Annotated in this window: 17 protein-coding genes; 15 read left to right on the top strand and 2 right to left on the bottom strand. The window is 61.4% G+C overall.

Annotation, left to right across the window (positions count from 1 at the left end; all coding sequences use genetic code 11):
• Positions 1-26: 26 nt before the first annotated feature.
• From F0184_RS01265 to F0184_RS01255, 3 genes are read left to right on the top strand one after another with little or no spacing between them, the layout of a single operon-like run.
• Positions 27-1,559, top strand: a complete 1,533-nt coding sequence (locus F0184_RS01265) for a phytoene desaturase (RefSeq protein ID WP_208998269.1) — start codon at positions 27-29, stop codon at positions 1,557-1,559.
• On the top strand, positions 1,540-2,592 hold the full coding sequence (locus F0184_RS01260) for a phytoene/squalene synthase family protein (protein ID WP_150493644.1): 1,053 nt from the start codon (positions 1,540-1,542) through the stop codon (positions 2,590-2,592). Before F0184_RS01265 ends, F0184_RS01260 begins: the two co-directional genes overlap by 20 nt.
• Positions 2,585-2,770, top strand: coding sequence for a hypothetical protein (locus F0184_RS01255; protein ID WP_150493642.1), 186 nt, complete (start codon positions 2,585-2,587; stop codon positions 2,768-2,770). The genes F0184_RS01260 and F0184_RS01255 overlap by 8 nt, the downstream gene beginning before the upstream one ends.
• A gap of 61 nt (positions 2,771-2,831) precedes the next feature.
• On the opposite strand, the gene F0184_RS01250 is transcribed toward F0184_RS01255, so the two are convergent.
• Both F0184_RS01250 and crtD read right to left on the bottom strand, forming a co-directional pair.
• Positions 2,832-3,632, bottom strand: coding sequence for a carotenoid 1,2-hydratase (locus tag F0184_RS01250; RefSeq protein WP_244298945.1), 801 nt, complete (start codon positions 3,630-3,632; stop codon positions 2,832-2,834).
• Between the two features lie 146 nt (positions 3,633-3,778).
• On the bottom strand, positions 3,779-5,299 hold the full coding sequence (gene crtD, locus F0184_RS01245) for a 1-hydroxycarotenoid 3,4-desaturase CrtD (protein ID WP_150493640.1): 1,521 nt from the start codon (positions 5,297-5,299) through the stop codon (positions 3,779-3,781).
• Positions 5,300-5,379: 80 nt separating this feature from the next.
• Between crtD and F0184_RS01240 the strand changes: the two genes are divergently transcribed.
• The 12 genes from F0184_RS01240 to pufC all read left to right on the top strand — a co-directional run bounded on the left by F0184_RS01240 (position 5,380) and on the right by pufC (position 16,392).
• A complete protein-coding gene (locus F0184_RS01240) occupies positions 5,380-6,249 on the top strand; it encodes a polyprenyl synthetase family protein (protein WP_150493638.1) in 870 nt (289 codons plus the stop codon).
• Between the two features lie 5 nt (positions 6,250-6,254).
• A complete protein-coding gene (locus F0184_RS01235) occupies positions 6,255-7,412 on the top strand; it encodes a methyltransferase (protein ID WP_150493636.1) in 1,158 nt (385 codons plus the stop codon).
• Between the two features lie 105 nt (positions 7,413-7,517).
• Positions 7,518-8,459 (top strand): chlorophyll synthesis pathway protein BchC, encoded by a 942-nt coding sequence (gene bchC, locus F0184_RS01230; protein ID WP_150493634.1) that lies wholly within the window; start codon positions 7,518-7,520, stop codon positions 8,457-8,459.
• Entirely contained in the window at positions 8,456-9,463 is a 1,008-nt protein-coding gene (locus F0184_RS01225) for a chlorophyllide a reductase iron protein subunit X (protein WP_172971939.1), read from the top strand. The genes bchC and F0184_RS01225 overlap by 4 nt, the downstream gene beginning before the upstream one ends.
• Positions 9,464-9,470: 7 nt before the next feature.
• On the top strand, positions 9,471-11,018 hold the full coding sequence (gene bchY / locus F0184_RS01220) for a chlorophyllide a reductase subunit Y (protein ID WP_150493632.1): 1,548 nt from the start codon (positions 9,471-9,473) through the stop codon (positions 11,016-11,018).
• Positions 11,012-12,469: a chlorophyllide a reductase subunit Z gene (gene bchZ, locus F0184_RS01215; RefSeq protein WP_150493630.1), complete on the top strand. Its 1,458-nt coding sequence runs from the start codon at positions 11,012-11,014 to the stop codon at positions 12,467-12,469. Before bchY ends, bchZ begins: the two co-directional genes overlap by 7 nt.
• A 41-nt stretch (positions 12,470-12,510) precedes the next feature.
• Positions 12,511-12,741, top strand: coding sequence for a hypothetical protein (locus F0184_RS01210; protein WP_150493628.1), 231 nt, complete (start codon positions 12,511-12,513; stop codon positions 12,739-12,741).
• 119 nt (positions 12,742-12,860) lie between these two features.
• Positions 12,861-13,082: a light-harvesting antenna LH1, beta subunit gene (pufB, locus tag F0184_RS01205; RefSeq protein ID WP_150493626.1), complete on the top strand. Its 222-nt coding sequence runs from the start codon at positions 12,861-12,863 to the stop codon at positions 13,080-13,082.
• A 12-nt stretch (positions 13,083-13,094) separates the two neighbouring features.
• Positions 13,095-13,295, top strand: a complete 201-nt coding sequence (pufA, locus tag F0184_RS01200) for a light-harvesting antenna LH1, alpha subunit (protein WP_150493624.1) — start codon at positions 13,095-13,097, stop codon at positions 13,293-13,295.
• Positions 13,296-13,401: 106 nt separating this feature from the next.
• A complete protein-coding gene (gene pufL, locus F0184_RS01195) occupies positions 13,402-14,247 on the top strand; it encodes a photosynthetic reaction center subunit L (RefSeq protein WP_150493622.1) in 846 nt (281 codons plus the stop codon).
• Positions 14,248-14,260: 13 nt separating this feature from the next.
• Complete coding sequence (pufM, locus tag F0184_RS01190; protein ID WP_150493620.1) at positions 14,261-15,235, top strand: photosynthetic reaction center subunit M; 975 nt, start codon at positions 14,261-14,263, stop codon at positions 15,233-15,235.
• The gene (pufC, locus tag F0184_RS01185) at positions 15,232-16,392 is read left to right on the top strand and encodes a photosynthetic reaction center cytochrome PufC (RefSeq protein WP_150493618.1); all 1,161 of its coding nucleotides are present in this window, start codon (positions 15,232-15,234) and stop codon (positions 16,390-16,392) included. Before pufM ends, pufC begins: the two co-directional genes overlap by 4 nt.
• Positions 16,393-16,573: the final 181 nt, after the last annotated feature.

Below are 16,573 nucleotides of genomic sequence, written 5' to 3'. Positions count from 1 at the left end.
TGATTGACGTGGCATACTGTCAATTGATGATGACACATCATAACCCAGACCTTGGAACCGCAACGGTCAACGATCCAAGACCGCATGCGATTGTCATTGGGTCGGGCTTTGGGGGGCTTGCTGCAGCGGTCCGTCTCGGCGCGCGCGGTTACAGGGTCACAATTCTCGAACGCCTGGACCAACCCGGAGGGCGTGCCCGCCGGTTCCGACAGGACGGTTTCACCTTTGATGCCGGACCAACCATCATCACGGCCCCGTTCATCCTGGAAGAACTGTGGACGCTGTGCGGCCGCGTGATGGCAGATGATATCGCCCTCGTGCCACTCGACCCCTTCTATACGATCCGATACGACAACGGCGACGTCTTCCGCCCGTCCGCCGATACGCAGCGGATGCGGCAGGAGATTGGCCGTCTCAATCCATCGGACGTCGAAGGATACGAGCGGTATTTGCAGGAAAGTGAGCGCTGTTTCGAAGCTGGTTTCATCAACTTGATCGATACGCCGGTCGATACGGTGCCGCGCATGATGGCGGTCATGCCCAGCCTTGTCCGGCGCCGCGCCGACCGGTCTGTCTTCAAGCTCGCAAGCAAGTATGTGGCGGACCGGCGTTTGCGCCTTGCGCTCAGCTTTCACCCACTTTTCATCGGCGGGAATCCCTTGCGCACCACCGGCATGATGTCCCTGATCTCCTATCTCGAGAAGGAATACGGCGTTCACTACGCCATGGGCGGCACACATGCGCTTGTCGAGGGACTGGCAAAACTGATCCAGAGCCAGGGAAACAGCATTCTCACCGGCGCCGACGTCGACGAAATCACCTTCGAAGGCAACGCAGCGACGGGTGTCAGGCTTGCGGATGGAATGACGATTCCATCCGACATTGTGGTGTCCAACGCGGACCCGGGATGGACCTATACCCGCCTGCTCCGAAAACGCCCGGCAAAACGCTGGACGGCTAAGAAGATTGCAAGGTCAAGGCACTCCATGAGCCTGTTCGTTTGGTATTTCGGCACGAACCGGACGTATGGCGAAGTCGACCATCATACAATCCTCATGGGCCCCCGGTACGAGCACCTGTTGACCGATATTTTCGACCGCAAGATTCTGGCCGACGATTTCAGCCTGTACCTGTACCGGCCGACAAAAACCGACCCGGGCATGGCGCCGCCCGGTTGCGACAGTTTCTACGTGTTGTCCCCCGTTCCCAATCTGGAAGCGGACATCGATTGGGAGACGGCTGCCGAACCCTACCGCAAGAAGCTCGAAGCCTATCTTGAGCAGACCCTTTTGCCCGGCCTGTCAAACCATGTTGTTTCGTCCAAGCTTTTGACCCCGACCGCGTTCAAAGATGACCTCCTGTCCATCAAGGGCGCAGCCTTCGGCATAGAACCGACCTTGTTTCAACTGGCCTGGTTCCGGCCGCACAACAAATCCGAAGAGCTTGACAACCTTTTCATGGTCGGCGCGGGAACGCACCCTGGCGCCGGCCTGCCCGGCGTGATTTCTTCGGCCAAGATACTGGACAAGGTTGTCCCGCATGCCAGCCAATTCGCGTGACCGCTTCACTCTTGACAAGGACCTTCTGGCGGGATGCAACCGATCGATCCAGCATGGCTCGAAATCCTTCATGGTCGCGTCCCGTCTGCTTCCCCGTCCGATACGGGAAGCCTCCAGAGCGCTTTATGCCTATTGCAGGGCGGCAGACGACCTGATCGATGAAAGCCCATGTATCGAAACGGGGCTGGCCCAATTGAAAGCCAGAACCGCCCGGATCTACAGCGGCACACCGGAAGATTTTCCGGAAGACCGCGCTTTCGCGGCGGTGGTCGCCCACTTCGCCATTCCCAAGACACTGCCCGACGCGCTTGGGGAAGGCTTTGCCTGGGACGCCGAAGCCCGCCGGTACGAAACCCTGGAGGATCTCGCCGCGTATGCGGCGCGGGTCGCATCCAGCGTCGGCGTGATGATGTCGATGATCATGGGCGTCACAGACCGGAATATCCTCGCGCGCGCGGCCGACCTCGGACTGGCCATGCAGCTTACCAACATTGCCCGCGATGTGGGCGAAGATGCAGCCCGCGGCCGGCTCTATCTGCCGGAAAACTGGCTGCTCGATGCCGGGCTCGATCCGCAGGAGTTCTTGCGGAACCCATCGCCAAAGCCGGAAATCCTGCAAGCGGTCCACCGCCTGCTCGGCGCCGCGGACGAGCTGTATTCCCGGGCGGTGACCGGCATTGCGGGTTTGCCGTCCTCCTGCCGGATCGCGATTTACAGCGCAGCCTTGATCTACCGGGAGATCGGGACGGTGATTGCCGCCAACGGCTATGACAGTGTGACCCGTCGCGCGGTCACCAGCCGGCAGCGCAAACTTGCCTTGGTTGCACAAGCGGCCGGAAGCCCCTGGCTGTTTCAAACCGTCGCAACAGCGCCGGCCCATGCGACGACGCAATTCATGGTCGATGCGGCCTCCGTCTTTGCGCAGAACGATGTGAAGGGCCTGACGGCGAAAGCCGGCCGCATGGTGGAACTGATGCTGTCATCGGAACTGCGCCGGCGGGAAAGCAAATCCATGAGCCGGCCCAATGGCTGACTATGCCTTGATCGAACTGGTTATCGTTTTCGGTGGCGCCATGCTTCTGATCGGGTGGCAATACTGGTCCGTTACACGGGATATTCGCAGACGCGAAAACCGCGAGGCGCTGGACCGGCAGGACAAGGAGACACCCTCCCCCAGTTCAGCGGCCAAAGGAGCCGATGCCGTTCCATGATTTCTTCAAGCTTCGCCAACTCATCATAGCCGCTCTTTTTTGGACAAGCGACGTGACCGGCCTATCGCCCGTTGACCTCGCCGATCGCCGGTCCCGACCGACGGGGCATGCGAAACGGGAGCATGGCTTTCACAATCGCGGAGGCAAACCGCGTTCCCGACAGCGTTTCGTGCATCAATTCGACCGGCTCGCCGTCGATGACCGTGCGGACCAAAGATCGCTTGTAGAATGGACTGTCTTCCAGGGTCCGCACCAGCACCGGTTCATGCCCGGTATCGTGATGAGCTTTCGGGGTGATGCCCCAGAAGCCGCGTTTCAAGGGGCTGGCGGACGGAGCCGGCCACTCGCTCAATGCGCCCTCGCCATCATACACCAGCGCCAGGCAGTCCTCGCTTCCGTCATTCCGGCGCGTGTCATACAACAGCAGGGCCCGGCCATCCGGCAAGACCCCGCGTGCCCAATCCCAATCGCGGAAGGCGGTTTCGATCGGCTCCATACCCCAATTGCAGTCCAGATATCCGTGACCGTTCCAATCCGTTCCGCCGAACTCGAACGAAACACCGATATCGGCAAGCGGGGCGATCGGCCACCAACGGTGATCGCCTTTGGTGTCGATCGAAAAGATCCGGTTTGTCAGGGCCGCCGGCTTCAGGACGACGCGGCCCTTGATGCGGGTTGGCGCCCATTCGGAGGGCGGGCGCGGGACCGCGACCTCATCAAATGAAAGATGCAATTCATTCTGCGTCCATTCGAGCGAACTCGGGCCGACCTGAAACCGGGTCGCGGACCGCCTGGCGGCCTGTTTGCCCCGCTCGGTCATCGCCCACCGGTTCTTGACCGGGCCGTAGAGCGCGACATTCATGCACACATGGTCATCCGGATCCCGGCGGCCGCGCCAAGCGTAGTATGGGGAGAACACGGAACCGACAAAGGTGATGATGCTTAAGCCATAGCGGCCGCACGCGCTGACGCCGTCAATGTACCACCACAAATATCCGCCCGGTGGAACTACCGCATCGAAGCGTGGTCCGACACCAGGCACTCCGCCGCCAGTTTCCCGGAAAGCGCCGCCATGGGCACCCCCGGTCCCGGATGAACCGTTCCGCCCGCCAGATAAAGCCCCTTGATCCGGGTTCGCGCCCCGTGACGGTTGAAGGCTCCCGTCATCCCGTGGGTGACCGGTCCGTAGATCGCCCCCCCGCTCGCCGGAAACAGGGTGTGGAACTGCATCGGCCCCGTGGCCACGCAATCCATCTTGTCCCGGTCCAGCGTCAAACCGCACTGCTTGAGATGGGCGAGTGTTGCTGTCAGGCATTGATCGATCTCCCCCTTGTCGGGATAGGCAAAATCCCCGCTCGCCGGGGCGTTGATGAGACACAGCAGCCGCTCACGGCCGCCCTCCGGCGGCGGCGCATCGGCCAAACGGTCCTGCGCACAAATGTAAACCGTGGGTTCGGCCGTTATGCGCCGGCGGGAAAAACAGGCATCAAACTCGTCCCGGTAGCTCGAATTGAAAAACACCGTGTGGTAGGCGAGTGGCGCTCCCGCCGGCTCCGCATGGCAGCACCAAGCAAGCGCGGAGAGCGACCTGGCCTTCGCGGGAACCGCTGGCACTCCAGCCTTCGCCCCGTCCTCAAGCATCAGACCGAGCGCTGACACATCCCCATTGAACACGACAGCGCGTGCCGACAATTCCTCACCACTGGCGAGGCGCACTCCACTCACCCGTCCTCCGGATGTCATGATGCAAGCGACATCTGCGCCAAACCGGACCTCCGCGCCTTGCTCCCTGGCGCAAGATGCAAGCGCATGGGCAAGCGCGTGCATGCCACCCTCGATCCGCCAGCCGCCCGCCTGTTCCACATGCGCCACCAGCATGAGCGTTGCGGGCGCTTGAAACGGCGATGAACCGCAATATGTCGCGTAGCGTCCAAACAGCTGGCGCAATCGCGGGTCTGGAAAATATCCTTCCAACACGGACCATAAGCTTTTGAACGGCTGAAGCTTCAACTGGGCGGCAGGCCGTGAGAACCCGATCCGGCGAACGAGATCCAGCATGTTCGGGCGCGGGGCGTCGATGAACGTGTCCTTCAACAAACCGAAGACATCCGCGCTATCGGTACAGAACCGGCGGTACCCTTCGGCATTTCGTGCATCGCTGAAGGATTCGATTTCCACCGCGCTACGCTCGACATCGTCAAACAGATCCAAACGTCCGCCTTCCGGCCAGAAATGCCGCGCCAAAAGGGAGGCGGGCCGAAGGACAGCATAGTCTTCCAGCCGCCGTCCGGCCTTTTGGAACAGCCCGTCGAAGACCCATTTCATGGTCAGAACCGTGGGCCCGCCATTTACCGCCACAGGTCCGACCGGAACAAGGCGCGCTTTTCCGCCCGGTGCATCGGCTTTTTCCAGGATCAGGACGTCATGACCATCGGCGGCAAGGCTGAGGCCAGCCGAAAGCCCGCCCATGCCACCACCCACAACGATGATCCGGCCCGATGCCCGGTTTGGCTTGCTTTGCGTCAACATCCGTTGACAATCCATCCATATGTGTCAATCTTTATTTACAGTATGCACCGTACCAACCACCTGACACAAGGGGATGCGCGATGGACCTGCAAAAACGGATTGAACGGGGCCTTGAGCGCGCCATCACCTTCGCCACGGCGGGCGGACAGCCGGCCAAGCTGGGCGCAGCCATGCGCCATGCGGTGTTTTCCGGAGGCGCGCGAGTGCGGCCGCGCCTCTGCCTTGCCGTTGCCCTGGCCTCCGGTGACAGAAACCCGGAGGCTGCGGACGCTGCGGCCGCGGGGATCGAGTTGCTCCATTGCGCATCCCTTGTGCATGACGACATGCCGTGTTTCGATGATGCGGACACCCGCCGGGGACGTCCGTCGGTTCATGCAGCCTATGGCGAACCGATCGCGCTTCTGACGGGCGATGCATTGATCGTCCTCGCCTTCGAGACCATCGCGCGCGAATGCAGCAAGTCCCCGGACCGCACCGCGCCGCTGATCGCGACGATTGCCCGGGCGGTTGGAATGCCAAACGGCATCGTGGCCGGACAGGCTTGGGAAAGCGAACCAGATATCGACCTTCATCACTACCACCGCGCAAAGACCGGCGCCCTGTTCACCGGGGCAACGGCGGCCGGGGCCGTGGCCGCCGGCGCGGACCCCCAGAATTGGCTCGCACTCGGCGAAGCGTTGGGAGCAGCCTATCAGGTGGCGGACGATCTGCGCGACAGCGCCGCGGACATGGATGAAATCGGCAAACCTTGTGGACAGGACAAGACGCATCAGCGCCCGAACGCCGTTGCCCAATTGGGGCTGGATGGGGCCCTGACCCTCCTGAAGGAAACCGTGCACCGGGCCGCCGACGCGATCCCAGACTGCCGAGGTTCCGACATGCTGCGGGAGCTGATCATGGCCGAAGCCAAAAGGCTGGTTCCGAAGAAACTGGCACAATCAGCGGCCTGAGGGGAATGTCCATCCCCGCTGAACACTCCCTGCCCCCGGCATTGCAGCCGAACCGCAGAAGCATCCTCGACCGGGTGCGGATCTGGCGCCATCGGGTGCTGGCCGACCCCGCATTTCACCGGCTCTTGAAACGGCTGCCCCTCGGGCAATGGTATTCCAACCGCCGGGCGGCTGATCTGTTTTCAATGGTGAGTGGCTTTGTTCAGTCCCAGATGCTGTTTGCAGCTCTGGAGACCGGCCTTCTACACCGTCTGCAAAAATCCCCGGCGCAACCGTCGGCGTTGTCGGCGGAGCTTCACATCCCGCCGCGCCAGATGCGCGCCTTTCTGCAGTGTTTGGACTGCCTGGGTTTGACCAGCCGTTTAAGCAGCGGCGAATTGGTGTTGAACGACTTTGGCGCCGTGATCGCATCGGACCCCGGCGTTCAGGCGATGATCCGGCACCATGCCTTGTTCTACCGTGACTTGGCAGATCCCGTGCAGCTTTTGAAATCGGGAGCCCGGGAAACAGCGTTGAACGCGTTCTGGTCCTATCTGCACGCGGACGGAAAAGCCGTAGATGAAAGCCAGGCCGAGGTTTATTCCCGGGTCATGAGCGATAGCCAGCATATGCTGGCCGATGACATTGCCCGGTCTTTCCCGTTCAAACGCCATCATGCCCTGCTTGATATTGGAGGCGGCGCCGGTGTCTTCATCGAGACCCTCGCCGAGCACCATCCGCACCTCACATTCGGGCTTTTCGACTTGCCCGAAGTCGTTCGCCAGGCGGACCAACGGTTCGCCGGCAGCCCGGTTGCGAATCGGGTGCGGCTGCATGGCGGGAATTTTTTCGAGGACCCGATCCCCCCGGACTACGACTGCATCAGCCTGATCCGCGTTCTGTTCGATCACGACGACGGCGCGGTCATGCGGATTCTATCCAACATCCGCAAAACCATCAGGCCCGGCACCAGACTTTTGATCGGGGAACCGATGGCCGGACGCAGCCGGGAGCAACGGATCTCGACTGCCTATTTTTCGATCTACCTGATGACGATGGGCGGTGGCTTTTGCAGAACGCCACATGAAATCAAACAGTTGTTGGAAAGCGCGGGCTTTTCCAAATTTCAGGAAAAGCAGTGCCGCCACCCGATGCTGGCAACCCTGGCCATTGCGGGTGTCTAGCTGCCATTACTTAGGGTGTAAATTAGAATTGACACTACACACTGTTAATTTAAGATGACATTCAGGAGGAGGAGCAGATCCCCCAATTTGGATTTGCCACACGAAATGAAAACAAACGCCGTTCTTTTCGAAGCACCCCAGAAAGTCGATGTGCGCCCCCTGCCGATGATCCCGGCGGGCGCGGACGATGTCATCGTGGAAGCGCTGTGGAGCGGGATCAGCACCGGAACGGAAAAACGGTTGTTCGAAGGGACGATGCCCTTCTTTCCCGGTTTGTCCTATCCGCTGGTCCCCGGCTACGAGACAGTTGGCCGGGTTGTCCAAACGGCGGCCGGGAGCGACCTGGCGGAAGGCGATCTTGTGATGGTGCCTGGCAGCCGGTGCTTCGACGGCGCTGCCGGTTTGTTTGGCGCAACCGCATCCCGCCTGATCGCACCTGCAGCGAAGGTTGTTCCGGTCGAGGAGGAACTGGGCGCGGACGCGACCCTTCTCACGCTTGCGGCCACCGCATTTCACGCGCTCAACCTGCCCGCCGCACCCCCGCCGGATCTGATCATCGGACATGGCGTTCTGGGCCGGCTGGCCGCACGGATTCTCCTGGCTTTGGGACATCCGGCACCGGTCATTTGGGAAACCAACCCGGCCCGCCGGGATGGAGCGGAGGGCTACACGGTCTCAACGGCCGAGGACTGCGGAGACCGCCGGTTTGCCTGCGTTCTCGATGCCAGTGGAACCCCCGGTATCATCGACTTGTCTGTCCGCCATCTTCAGCCCGGCGGGACCATCGTTCTGGCCGGGTTCTATGACACGCGGCTTTCATTCGAATTCGCGCCGGCCTTCATGCGGGAAGCCAGAATCGCGATCGCCGCCGAATTCAGACCCGCAGATCTGATCGCCGTTCATGATCTCGTGCGTGCCGGCAAGTTGTCGCTGGCCGGTCTGATCACCCATACGCACTCGGCAGAAGCCGCACCCGCCGCCTATGAAACCGCCTTTGGCGATCCGGGCTGCGTCAAAATGATTTTGGACTGGAGGGGAGCCCAATGACCGAAGGAACCAGCGGCGGAGCCATCCGCCAGATGTACGACTACTTGCGCGATGAAGCCTCGCAGCCGGTCGACACGCCGTCCCAGGGACCGGTCACAAAGCAAACCCAGATCATCGCCATTTACGGCAAGGGTGGGATCGGCAAGAGCTTCACGCTCGCCAATCTCAGCTACATGCTGGCACAGCTGGGCAAGAAGGTCCTGCTGATCGGTTGCGATCCGAAAAGCGACACGACGTCCTTGCTGTTTGGCGGAAAGGCCTGCCCGACGATCATCCAGACCTCATCCAAGATGAAGGAAGCCGGGGCGGAGTTGTCGATCAGCGACGTCTGCTTCAAGCGAGATGGCGTATTCGCCATGGAACTGGGCGGGCCCGAGGTCGGTCGCGGCTGCGGCGGACGCGGCATCATCCATGGTTTCGAGACACTGGAAAAGCTCGGCTTTCACGACTGGGATTTCGACTATGTGCTGCTCGACTTCCTGGGCGATGTGGTCTGCGGCGGCTTCGGTCTGCCGATAGCACGTGACATGTGCCAGAAGGTCGTCGTTGTCGGTTCCAACGATCTCCAATCGCTTTATGTCGCCAACAACGTCTGCTCGGCGGTGCAATACTTCCGGAAGCTCGGCGGCAACGTCGGGGTGGCCGGGCTTGTCGTGAACAAGGACGATGGCACAGGCGAAGCACAGGCCTTCGCCGACGCGGTCGGCATTCCGGTGCTTGCCGCCATCCCGCAACATGAGGACATCCGCCGCAAAAGCGCGAATTACCAGATCATCGGTCATCCGGAAAATCAATGGGGACCCTTGTTCATGGAGCTGGCAACCGCTCTTGGCGAAGCCCCGCCCGTCCTACCGGAGCCGCTGTCTCAGGACGATCTGATCGATCTGTTCGATGGGTCAGACAAAACCTCGAACTACGTTCTCGAGCCTGCGCGCCCGGAAGACATGTGTCCGGCGGCGAAGCTCGATAAGCCCTCCCTCGAAGTCATCTACGACACGGTGTGAGGTGGTCATGACACTCAAGGAACCCCATTCCCAGCACGCCCCCCCTGCGGACACCGGACCCGAAACACAGTCCAACGCTCCCGGTTGTCATGCGGGCGCGGAAAAGATGAAGGCCGCGGCCATCGCAGCGGGCAAGTCCGGGGTGCTCGAACAGTTCGAGCAGGATTATCCCGCCGGTCCCCATGACCAGCCCCAATCCATGTGTCCGGCGTTCGGATCCCTGCGTGTCGGCCTGCGCATGCGCCGGGTTGGCACGATCCTCTCGGGCTCGGCCTGCTGCGTCTATGGATTGACCTTCACCTCGCATTTCTACGGCGCCAGGCGGTCGGTCGGCTACGTGCCTTTCAACTCCGAAACGCTGGTGACCGGGAAGCTCTATGAAGACATCCGGGATGCGGTGGAGGTCATGGCCGATCCGCAGAAATACGACGCGATCGTGGTGACGAACCTGTGTGTGCCGACTGCCTCGGGCATACCGCTCGACATGCTGCCAAAAGACATCAACGGCGTGCGGATCATCGGCATCGACGTGCCCGGATTTGGGGTTCCAACCCATGCCGAAGCCAAGGATGTCCTGTCCGGCGCGATGCTGGCCTATGCCCGCCGGGAAGCCGAGGCCGGTCCGGTGCTGCCACCGCGCAATGGCGTCGAAGAAAGACCGACGGTGTCGCTGATCGGAGAAATGTTTCCCGCTGACCCGATGATCATCGGGCAATTGCTGGAGCCCATGGGGCTTGCCGCGGGGCCGGTGGTGCCCGTGCGCGAATGGCGGGAATTGTACTCGGCACTCGATTGCGCTGCCGTGGCTGCTATCCATCCGTTCTACACCGCCTCCATCCGCCAGTTTAAACAGGCCGGACGTCCTATTGTCGGCTCCGCGCCGGTTGGAGCGGACGGAACCGATGCGTGGTTGTGCAACATAGCCGAAGTCTGCAACGTTCCCGCAGCCCAGCGCGATGCCGTGCGCAACGCCATGCGCGGCGCCATTTCTGGAGCGTTGTCCCAAAACCGTATCAATGGCCGGATCACGCTGTCCGGCTACGAAGGGTCCGAACTTCTGGTCGGCCGGCTGCTTGTCGAAAGCGGCGCGGATTTGCGCTATGTCGGAACTGCCTGCCCCAAGACGCCCTATTCGCAAGAGGATGCCGAATGGCTCGCCGCCAAAGGGGTTGAGATCCGCTTCCGCGCCTCCCTTGAACAGGACATCGCCGCCTTCGAGGAATACAAGCCCGATCTCGCGATCGGAACCACCCCGGTCGTCCAGCATGCGAAAGAGGCGTCCGTCCCCGCCCTGTATTTCACGAACCTCATTTCCGCCCGCCCATTGATGGGGCCCGCCGGCGCGGGCTCCCTTGCTGGTGTCATCAACGCCGCGCTTGGCAACAAGACCCGCTTCGAGCGGATGAGCGCCTTCTTCGAAGGCGTGGGACGGGGGGACAAGGCCGGTGTCTGGGAAGAAACGCCCGGCGATCTGACCGCCGTGCGCAAGCGCCATGCCAAACGCGCCGCCACCTCCAAGAACGCCGTCGACAATGGGGAGGCTGTGGGATGCTGATCATCGACCACGACCGGGCCGGCGGCTATTGGGGATCCGTCTACGCCTTCACCGCGATCAAGGGCTTGCAGGTTATCATCGACGGTCCGGTCGGTTGCGAAAACCTGCCCGTGACATCGGTCCTTCACTACACGGATGCGCTGCCGCCGCACGAGCTTCCCATTGTCGTGACGGGCCTCAGCGAAGACGAACTCGGACAACACGGCACCGAAGCAGCCATGAAGCGGGCGCGGTCGGTTCTCGATCCGGATTTGCCGGCGGTTGTTGTCACCGGCTCCATCGCCGAGATGATCGGCGGCGGCGTCACGCCGGAGGGCAGCAACATTCAAAGGTTCCTGCCGCGCACGATCGACGAGGACCAATGGCAGTCAGCGGACCGCGCCTTGAAGTGGCTGTGGACCGAATACGGCCCGAAGAAGGGCAAGGTAAAACCGGTCAAGCCCCGCAAGGACGGGGAGAAGCCGAAAGTCAATCTGATCGGCGCGATCTACGGGACCTTCAACATGCCCTCCGATCTCGCCGAAATTCGCCGGCTGATCGAAGGAATCGGCGCGCAGGTCAACATGACCTTTCCGCTGGGCAGTCACCTCAACGACATCCCCCGGCTCGCCGATGCGCAGGCCAATGTCTGCCTCTACCGGGAGTTCGGGCGTCAGCTGTGCGAGGCTCTCGACCGGCCTTACCTGCAGGCGCCGATCGGCCTGGAATCGACCACCGCCTTCCTGCGCAAGCTGGGGGAAATCCTGGATCTCGACCCGGAACCGTTCATCGAGAAGGAACGGCATACGACGTTGAAGCCGCTTTGGGATCTGTGGCGGTCCGTTACCCAGGATTTCTTCGGCACCGCAAGCTTCGCGGTCGTCGCGAGCGAGACGTATGAACGCGGCATCCGGCATTTCCTGGAAGACGATCTGGGCATGCCCTGCGCCTTTTCGGTTCAGCGGCGCGCCGGCGTGAAACCGGACAATGAAGATGTGCGGGCCAAAATCGCATCGGAAAAGCCGATGATCGTCTTTGGGTCCTACAATGAAAGACTGTACATCGCGGAAACAGGAACGCGAGCGATGTATATCCCCGTGTCCTTCCCGGGCGCCATCATCCGGCGCCATACCGGAACCCCGATCATGGGGTATTCGGGCGCGAGTTGGCTGACCCAGGAATATTGCAACGCCCTGTTTGATGCCTTGTTCCACATTCTGCCGCTGTCCACGCAGATGGATGCGGTCGAGGCAACACCCGCGCGCGGGTCGGCGGATATCCGCTGGAAGGAAGAAGCCACGGGCCTGCTGGAGGAACTGGTCGGCTCCGAACCGGTTCTCATCCGGATTTCGGCCGCCAAACGTTTGCGCGATGCGGCGGAGGCCGAAGCACAGACGAACGGACAGCACTTAGTCGACATCGATCACGTCACCCGGGCCAAGGCCAGGCTGGCAGTGGGAAGCGCCGCGTGACGGCGGCACGGCGCAGCGCGCCGCAAACTGGAGGACAGGACATGAAGTCTGGACACCGCGCAAAGCACACCGGGCGCTTGGACGGGTGGCGCGACCGTTTGGAGTATCGCCTCCTGGTCGCCATCACCTTCGTACTGTGCCTCGTCATGGTGAGCGCCACGCGTTCGATCGCGGCCTTGAAGGGGAAACCCGTTTCCGAGACCGGGCAAAGCCTCGTCGCGGAAGCCTGGTCGGCCGCACACGCCATTGCGGGTTACGCCTTTCTGGCCTGATCCGCTTCTCTTTCGCCGGCATTGACGCCGACGGAACGCCGAAGGTCCGGCCCGCAAGGCGCCGTCCCGAGGCAACCCGGCTGCGGGGACCCGCAGCGTTGTGACTAGGAGGTATTTGTATGTCCAGTCCAAATACGGTTTCGCTCACCGGAATGTCCGAAGGCGAAGCCCAGGAATTCCACAAGTACTATCTCCAGGGCATGTTCATGTTCGTCGGCATTGCTGTCGTCGCCCATTTGCTGGTCTGGTTTTGGCGCCCGTGGATTCCAGGACCGGAAGGCTACGCGTCTCTTGAAGGCGTTGGCCAGACGGTCTCAGCGCTCCTTCCAACATTGGCATAAAGGAGAAGCACAATGTGGAGAGTCTGGATGATTTTCGACCCGCGCAAGACGCTGGTCGTCCAGGGCGTTTTCCTCTTCGGTCTGGCTGTGATGATTCACCTCGTCCTGCTCAGCACCGAGCGCTTCAACTGGTTGGAAGGCGCGCCAATCACAACCAGCGCACTCGAACAGTCGATTACAACGCCGGTGGCAACACCGCGCAATTTCGGCTGAGTGCGAAACACCTTGGCTGTGGGCGGCGCTTGTTCCTCCGCCCGCAGCCGGCTTCGATCCACCTTGGACCATATTGAACCGGTTCTTCGCAATCGGAGGATGTACGATGGCACTCTTGAGCTTCGAAAGAAAATACCGGGTCCGCGGCGGCACCCTGATTGGCGGAGATCTATTCGACTTTTGGGTTGGCCCGTTTTACGTGGGCTTTTTCGGTCTGACGACGATTTTCTTCTCTATTCTGGGCACGGCCCTGATCCTTTACGGCGCAGCCCTTGGACCCACATGGAATATCTGGCGGATTTCAATCGCGCCGCCGGATCTCAGCTATGGCTTGGGCCTTGCCCCCTTGGCGGAAGGCGGCCTTTGGCAGATCATCACGATCTGCGCAATCGGGGCCTTCGTGTCCTGGGCGCTGCGTGAAGTCGAAATCTGCCGCAAACTGGGGATCGGCTATCACGTTCCTTTTGCATTCAGCGTCGCGATCTTCGCCTATGTCACTCTCGTGGTGATCCGGCCATTCCTTCTGGGCGCATGGGGACATGGCTTTCCCTACGGCATTTTCAGCCATCTCGATTGGGTGTCCAACGTCGGGTACCAATACCTGCACTTCCACTACAACCCGGCGCATATGCTGGCGGTCACCTTCTTCTTCACGACCACACTCGCCCTGTCCCTGCATGGCGGCCTGATCCTGTCAGCGGCCAATCCCGGGAACAAGGACACGTTTCCGCCCGAAAAGGACGTGGTGAAGACACCGGAATATGAAGACACCTTTTTCCGCGACACCATCGGTTATTCGATCGGGACGCTTGGCATCCACCGTCTTGGTCTCGTTCTGGCTCTGAACGCCGGGTTCTGGAGCGCGGTCTGCATCGTGATTTCCGGACCGTTCTGGACCCAGGGCTGGCCGCAATGGTGGAACTGGTGGCTCGACCTGCCGATCTGGAGCTGAGGAGGACCCTGACATGGAATATCAGAACATTTTCACCCAGATCCAGGTGCGCGGGCCACTGGAAGCCGGTGTGGAGCTGCCCCGCGGGAACGACGAACGAACAGGCAAGCCGTTTTTCAACTGGCTGGCCGGCTGGTTCGGCAATGCGCAGATCGGTCCCATCTATCTCGGATTTCTCGGCACTGCCTCGCTGATAACCGGGACAGTCTGGTTCGTGATGGTCGGCTTCAACATGCTGGCGTCGGTCGGCTGGGATCCTCTTCAGTTCATCCGGCAGCTGTTCTGGCTGGCGCTTGAACCGCCCCCGGCAAAATACGGGCTCTCCCTGTTCGTGCCGTTGAATGAGGGCGGATGGTATCTGATTGCGAGCGCATTCTTGCTTGTCTCTGTCCTCTTGTGGTGGGCCCGGGTTTACACCCGCGCCCGGCAACTCGGGCTTGGCACTCACGTGGCATGGGCCTTCGCGGCGGCGATCTGGCTGTTCCTGGTGCTCGGCCTGTTTCGGCCGATCCTGATGGGCAGCTGGGCGGAAGCCGTTCCCTATGGCATCTTCCCGCACCTGGATTGGACCGCGGCCCTGTCGATCCGGTACGGAAATCTCTACTACAATCCGTTCCACGCCCTCTCGATTGTCTTCCTCTACGGATCGGTTCTGCTGTTCGCCATGCATGGCGCCACGATCCTTGCGGTGACGCGGTATGGCGGCGAACGGGAGCTTGAGCAGATCACGGATCGCGGCACCGCGTCCGAACGCGCTGCCCTGTTCTGGCGGTGGACCATGGGCTTCAACGCGACCATGGAATCCGTTCACCGCTGGGCCTGGTGGTTCGCCGTCCTGACCCCGATCACGGGGGGGATCGGCATTCTTCTCACCGGTACGGTGGTCGACAATTGGTACCTGTGGGGCATCAAGCACGGCATCGTCGCGCCTCTGCCCGACCTGTGGCCCGGGGTGGTTGATCCCGCAATGGGAGGATCCGGACAATGAGTTATTGGACAATATTTGGCGGCGCTGGTGCCGTGGTTTTGGGCGCCGCACTTCTTGTGGGACCGGACTGGGACCTGCCGCCCGTCGACACCGAGCAGATTGGTTATCGCGGAACAGGCATGTTCGTCAGCCGGGACATTGAAAAACAAGCCGAACTGCGGGAGGCGAACATCGCCCCGCCGGCTCCCTGGGAAGCGGATCCGGAAGGCGAGCGGGCCGACGACATTTACGAGAACGTTCAAGTCCTCGGCCATCTTTCGGACGATCAGTTCAACCAGTTCATGGCCGCGATCACCGAGTGGGTCTCCCCGGAGGAGGGCTGCACCTATTGCCACAGCGATGATGGAAACTTCGCTTGGGACGGCCTTTACACGAAGGTTGTTTCCCGCCGGATGATTCAGATGACCCAGGCCATCAACGAAGACTGGGCATCGCACGTCGGCAATGTCGGGGTGACTTGTTACACCTGCCATCAGGGCAACAACATCCCGGAAAACGTCTGGTGGTTCGACGATGACCCGGAAGCCGCAAGAGGGGCTCTGGGATACCGGGCGGGTCAGAATGTCGTAGGCGAGTTCGTCGGCAGGACATCCATGCCGCAGAACGCGTTGGCGGACTATCTCCTGGGCGACAAGGAAATCCGGGTCCATTCGAACACGGCTCTGCCGACCGGGGAAAACACGGCGACGACCAAGGAAACGGAAGGAACATGGGCACTCATGATGCACATGTCCGAAAGTCTCGGGGCGAATTGCATGGCCTGCCACAACAGCCGCGCCTTCAACGAATGGGATGAAAGCCCCCCGCAACGGGTCACGGCCTGGCATGGTATCCGCATGACCCGGGCAATGAACAACGACTACATGGTCGGCCTCACGCCAATCTTCCCCGAAAACCGGCTCGGGCCGGAAGGCGATGTGCTGAAAGTCGGCTGTTCAACCTGCCACAACGGCGTTCAAAAGCCCTTGTACGGCGTGTCCATGCTTCAGGACTATGTCGATGCATTGGCGACCAAAACCAGTTCGGGCGTTCCGGACTACGAGAGCTTTGTTCCGGGTGAAACCGAGGTGCTCGCACCCGCGGAAGATCAGCAAAGTTCGCTGATGCTGCCAGACCCGACATCTGCCTCCAAGGAAACTCGGGTGGCAGCTCAATAGGCCACAAGATGCGCTGCTAACCCTGCCGGGCCTGCCACGGGCCCGGCTTTTTTGTGATGGATCGAAGGATTGCAGCCCCAGCCGTTAAGGCAGCGGCACAGTGTTGAATGGAGGCCGGAACCGGCCTTGTTCGTGGCCCGGAACACTCCGCAGGACCCGCGCCAGCTGATCTGGAAAAGCC

This window comes from Roseibium aquae, from assembly GCF_008711285.1.
GTDB lineage: Bacteria > Pseudomonadota > Alphaproteobacteria > Rhizobiales > Stappiaceae > Roseibium > Roseibium aquae.
This window is presented reverse-complemented; position numbering and strand designations above follow the sequence as displayed.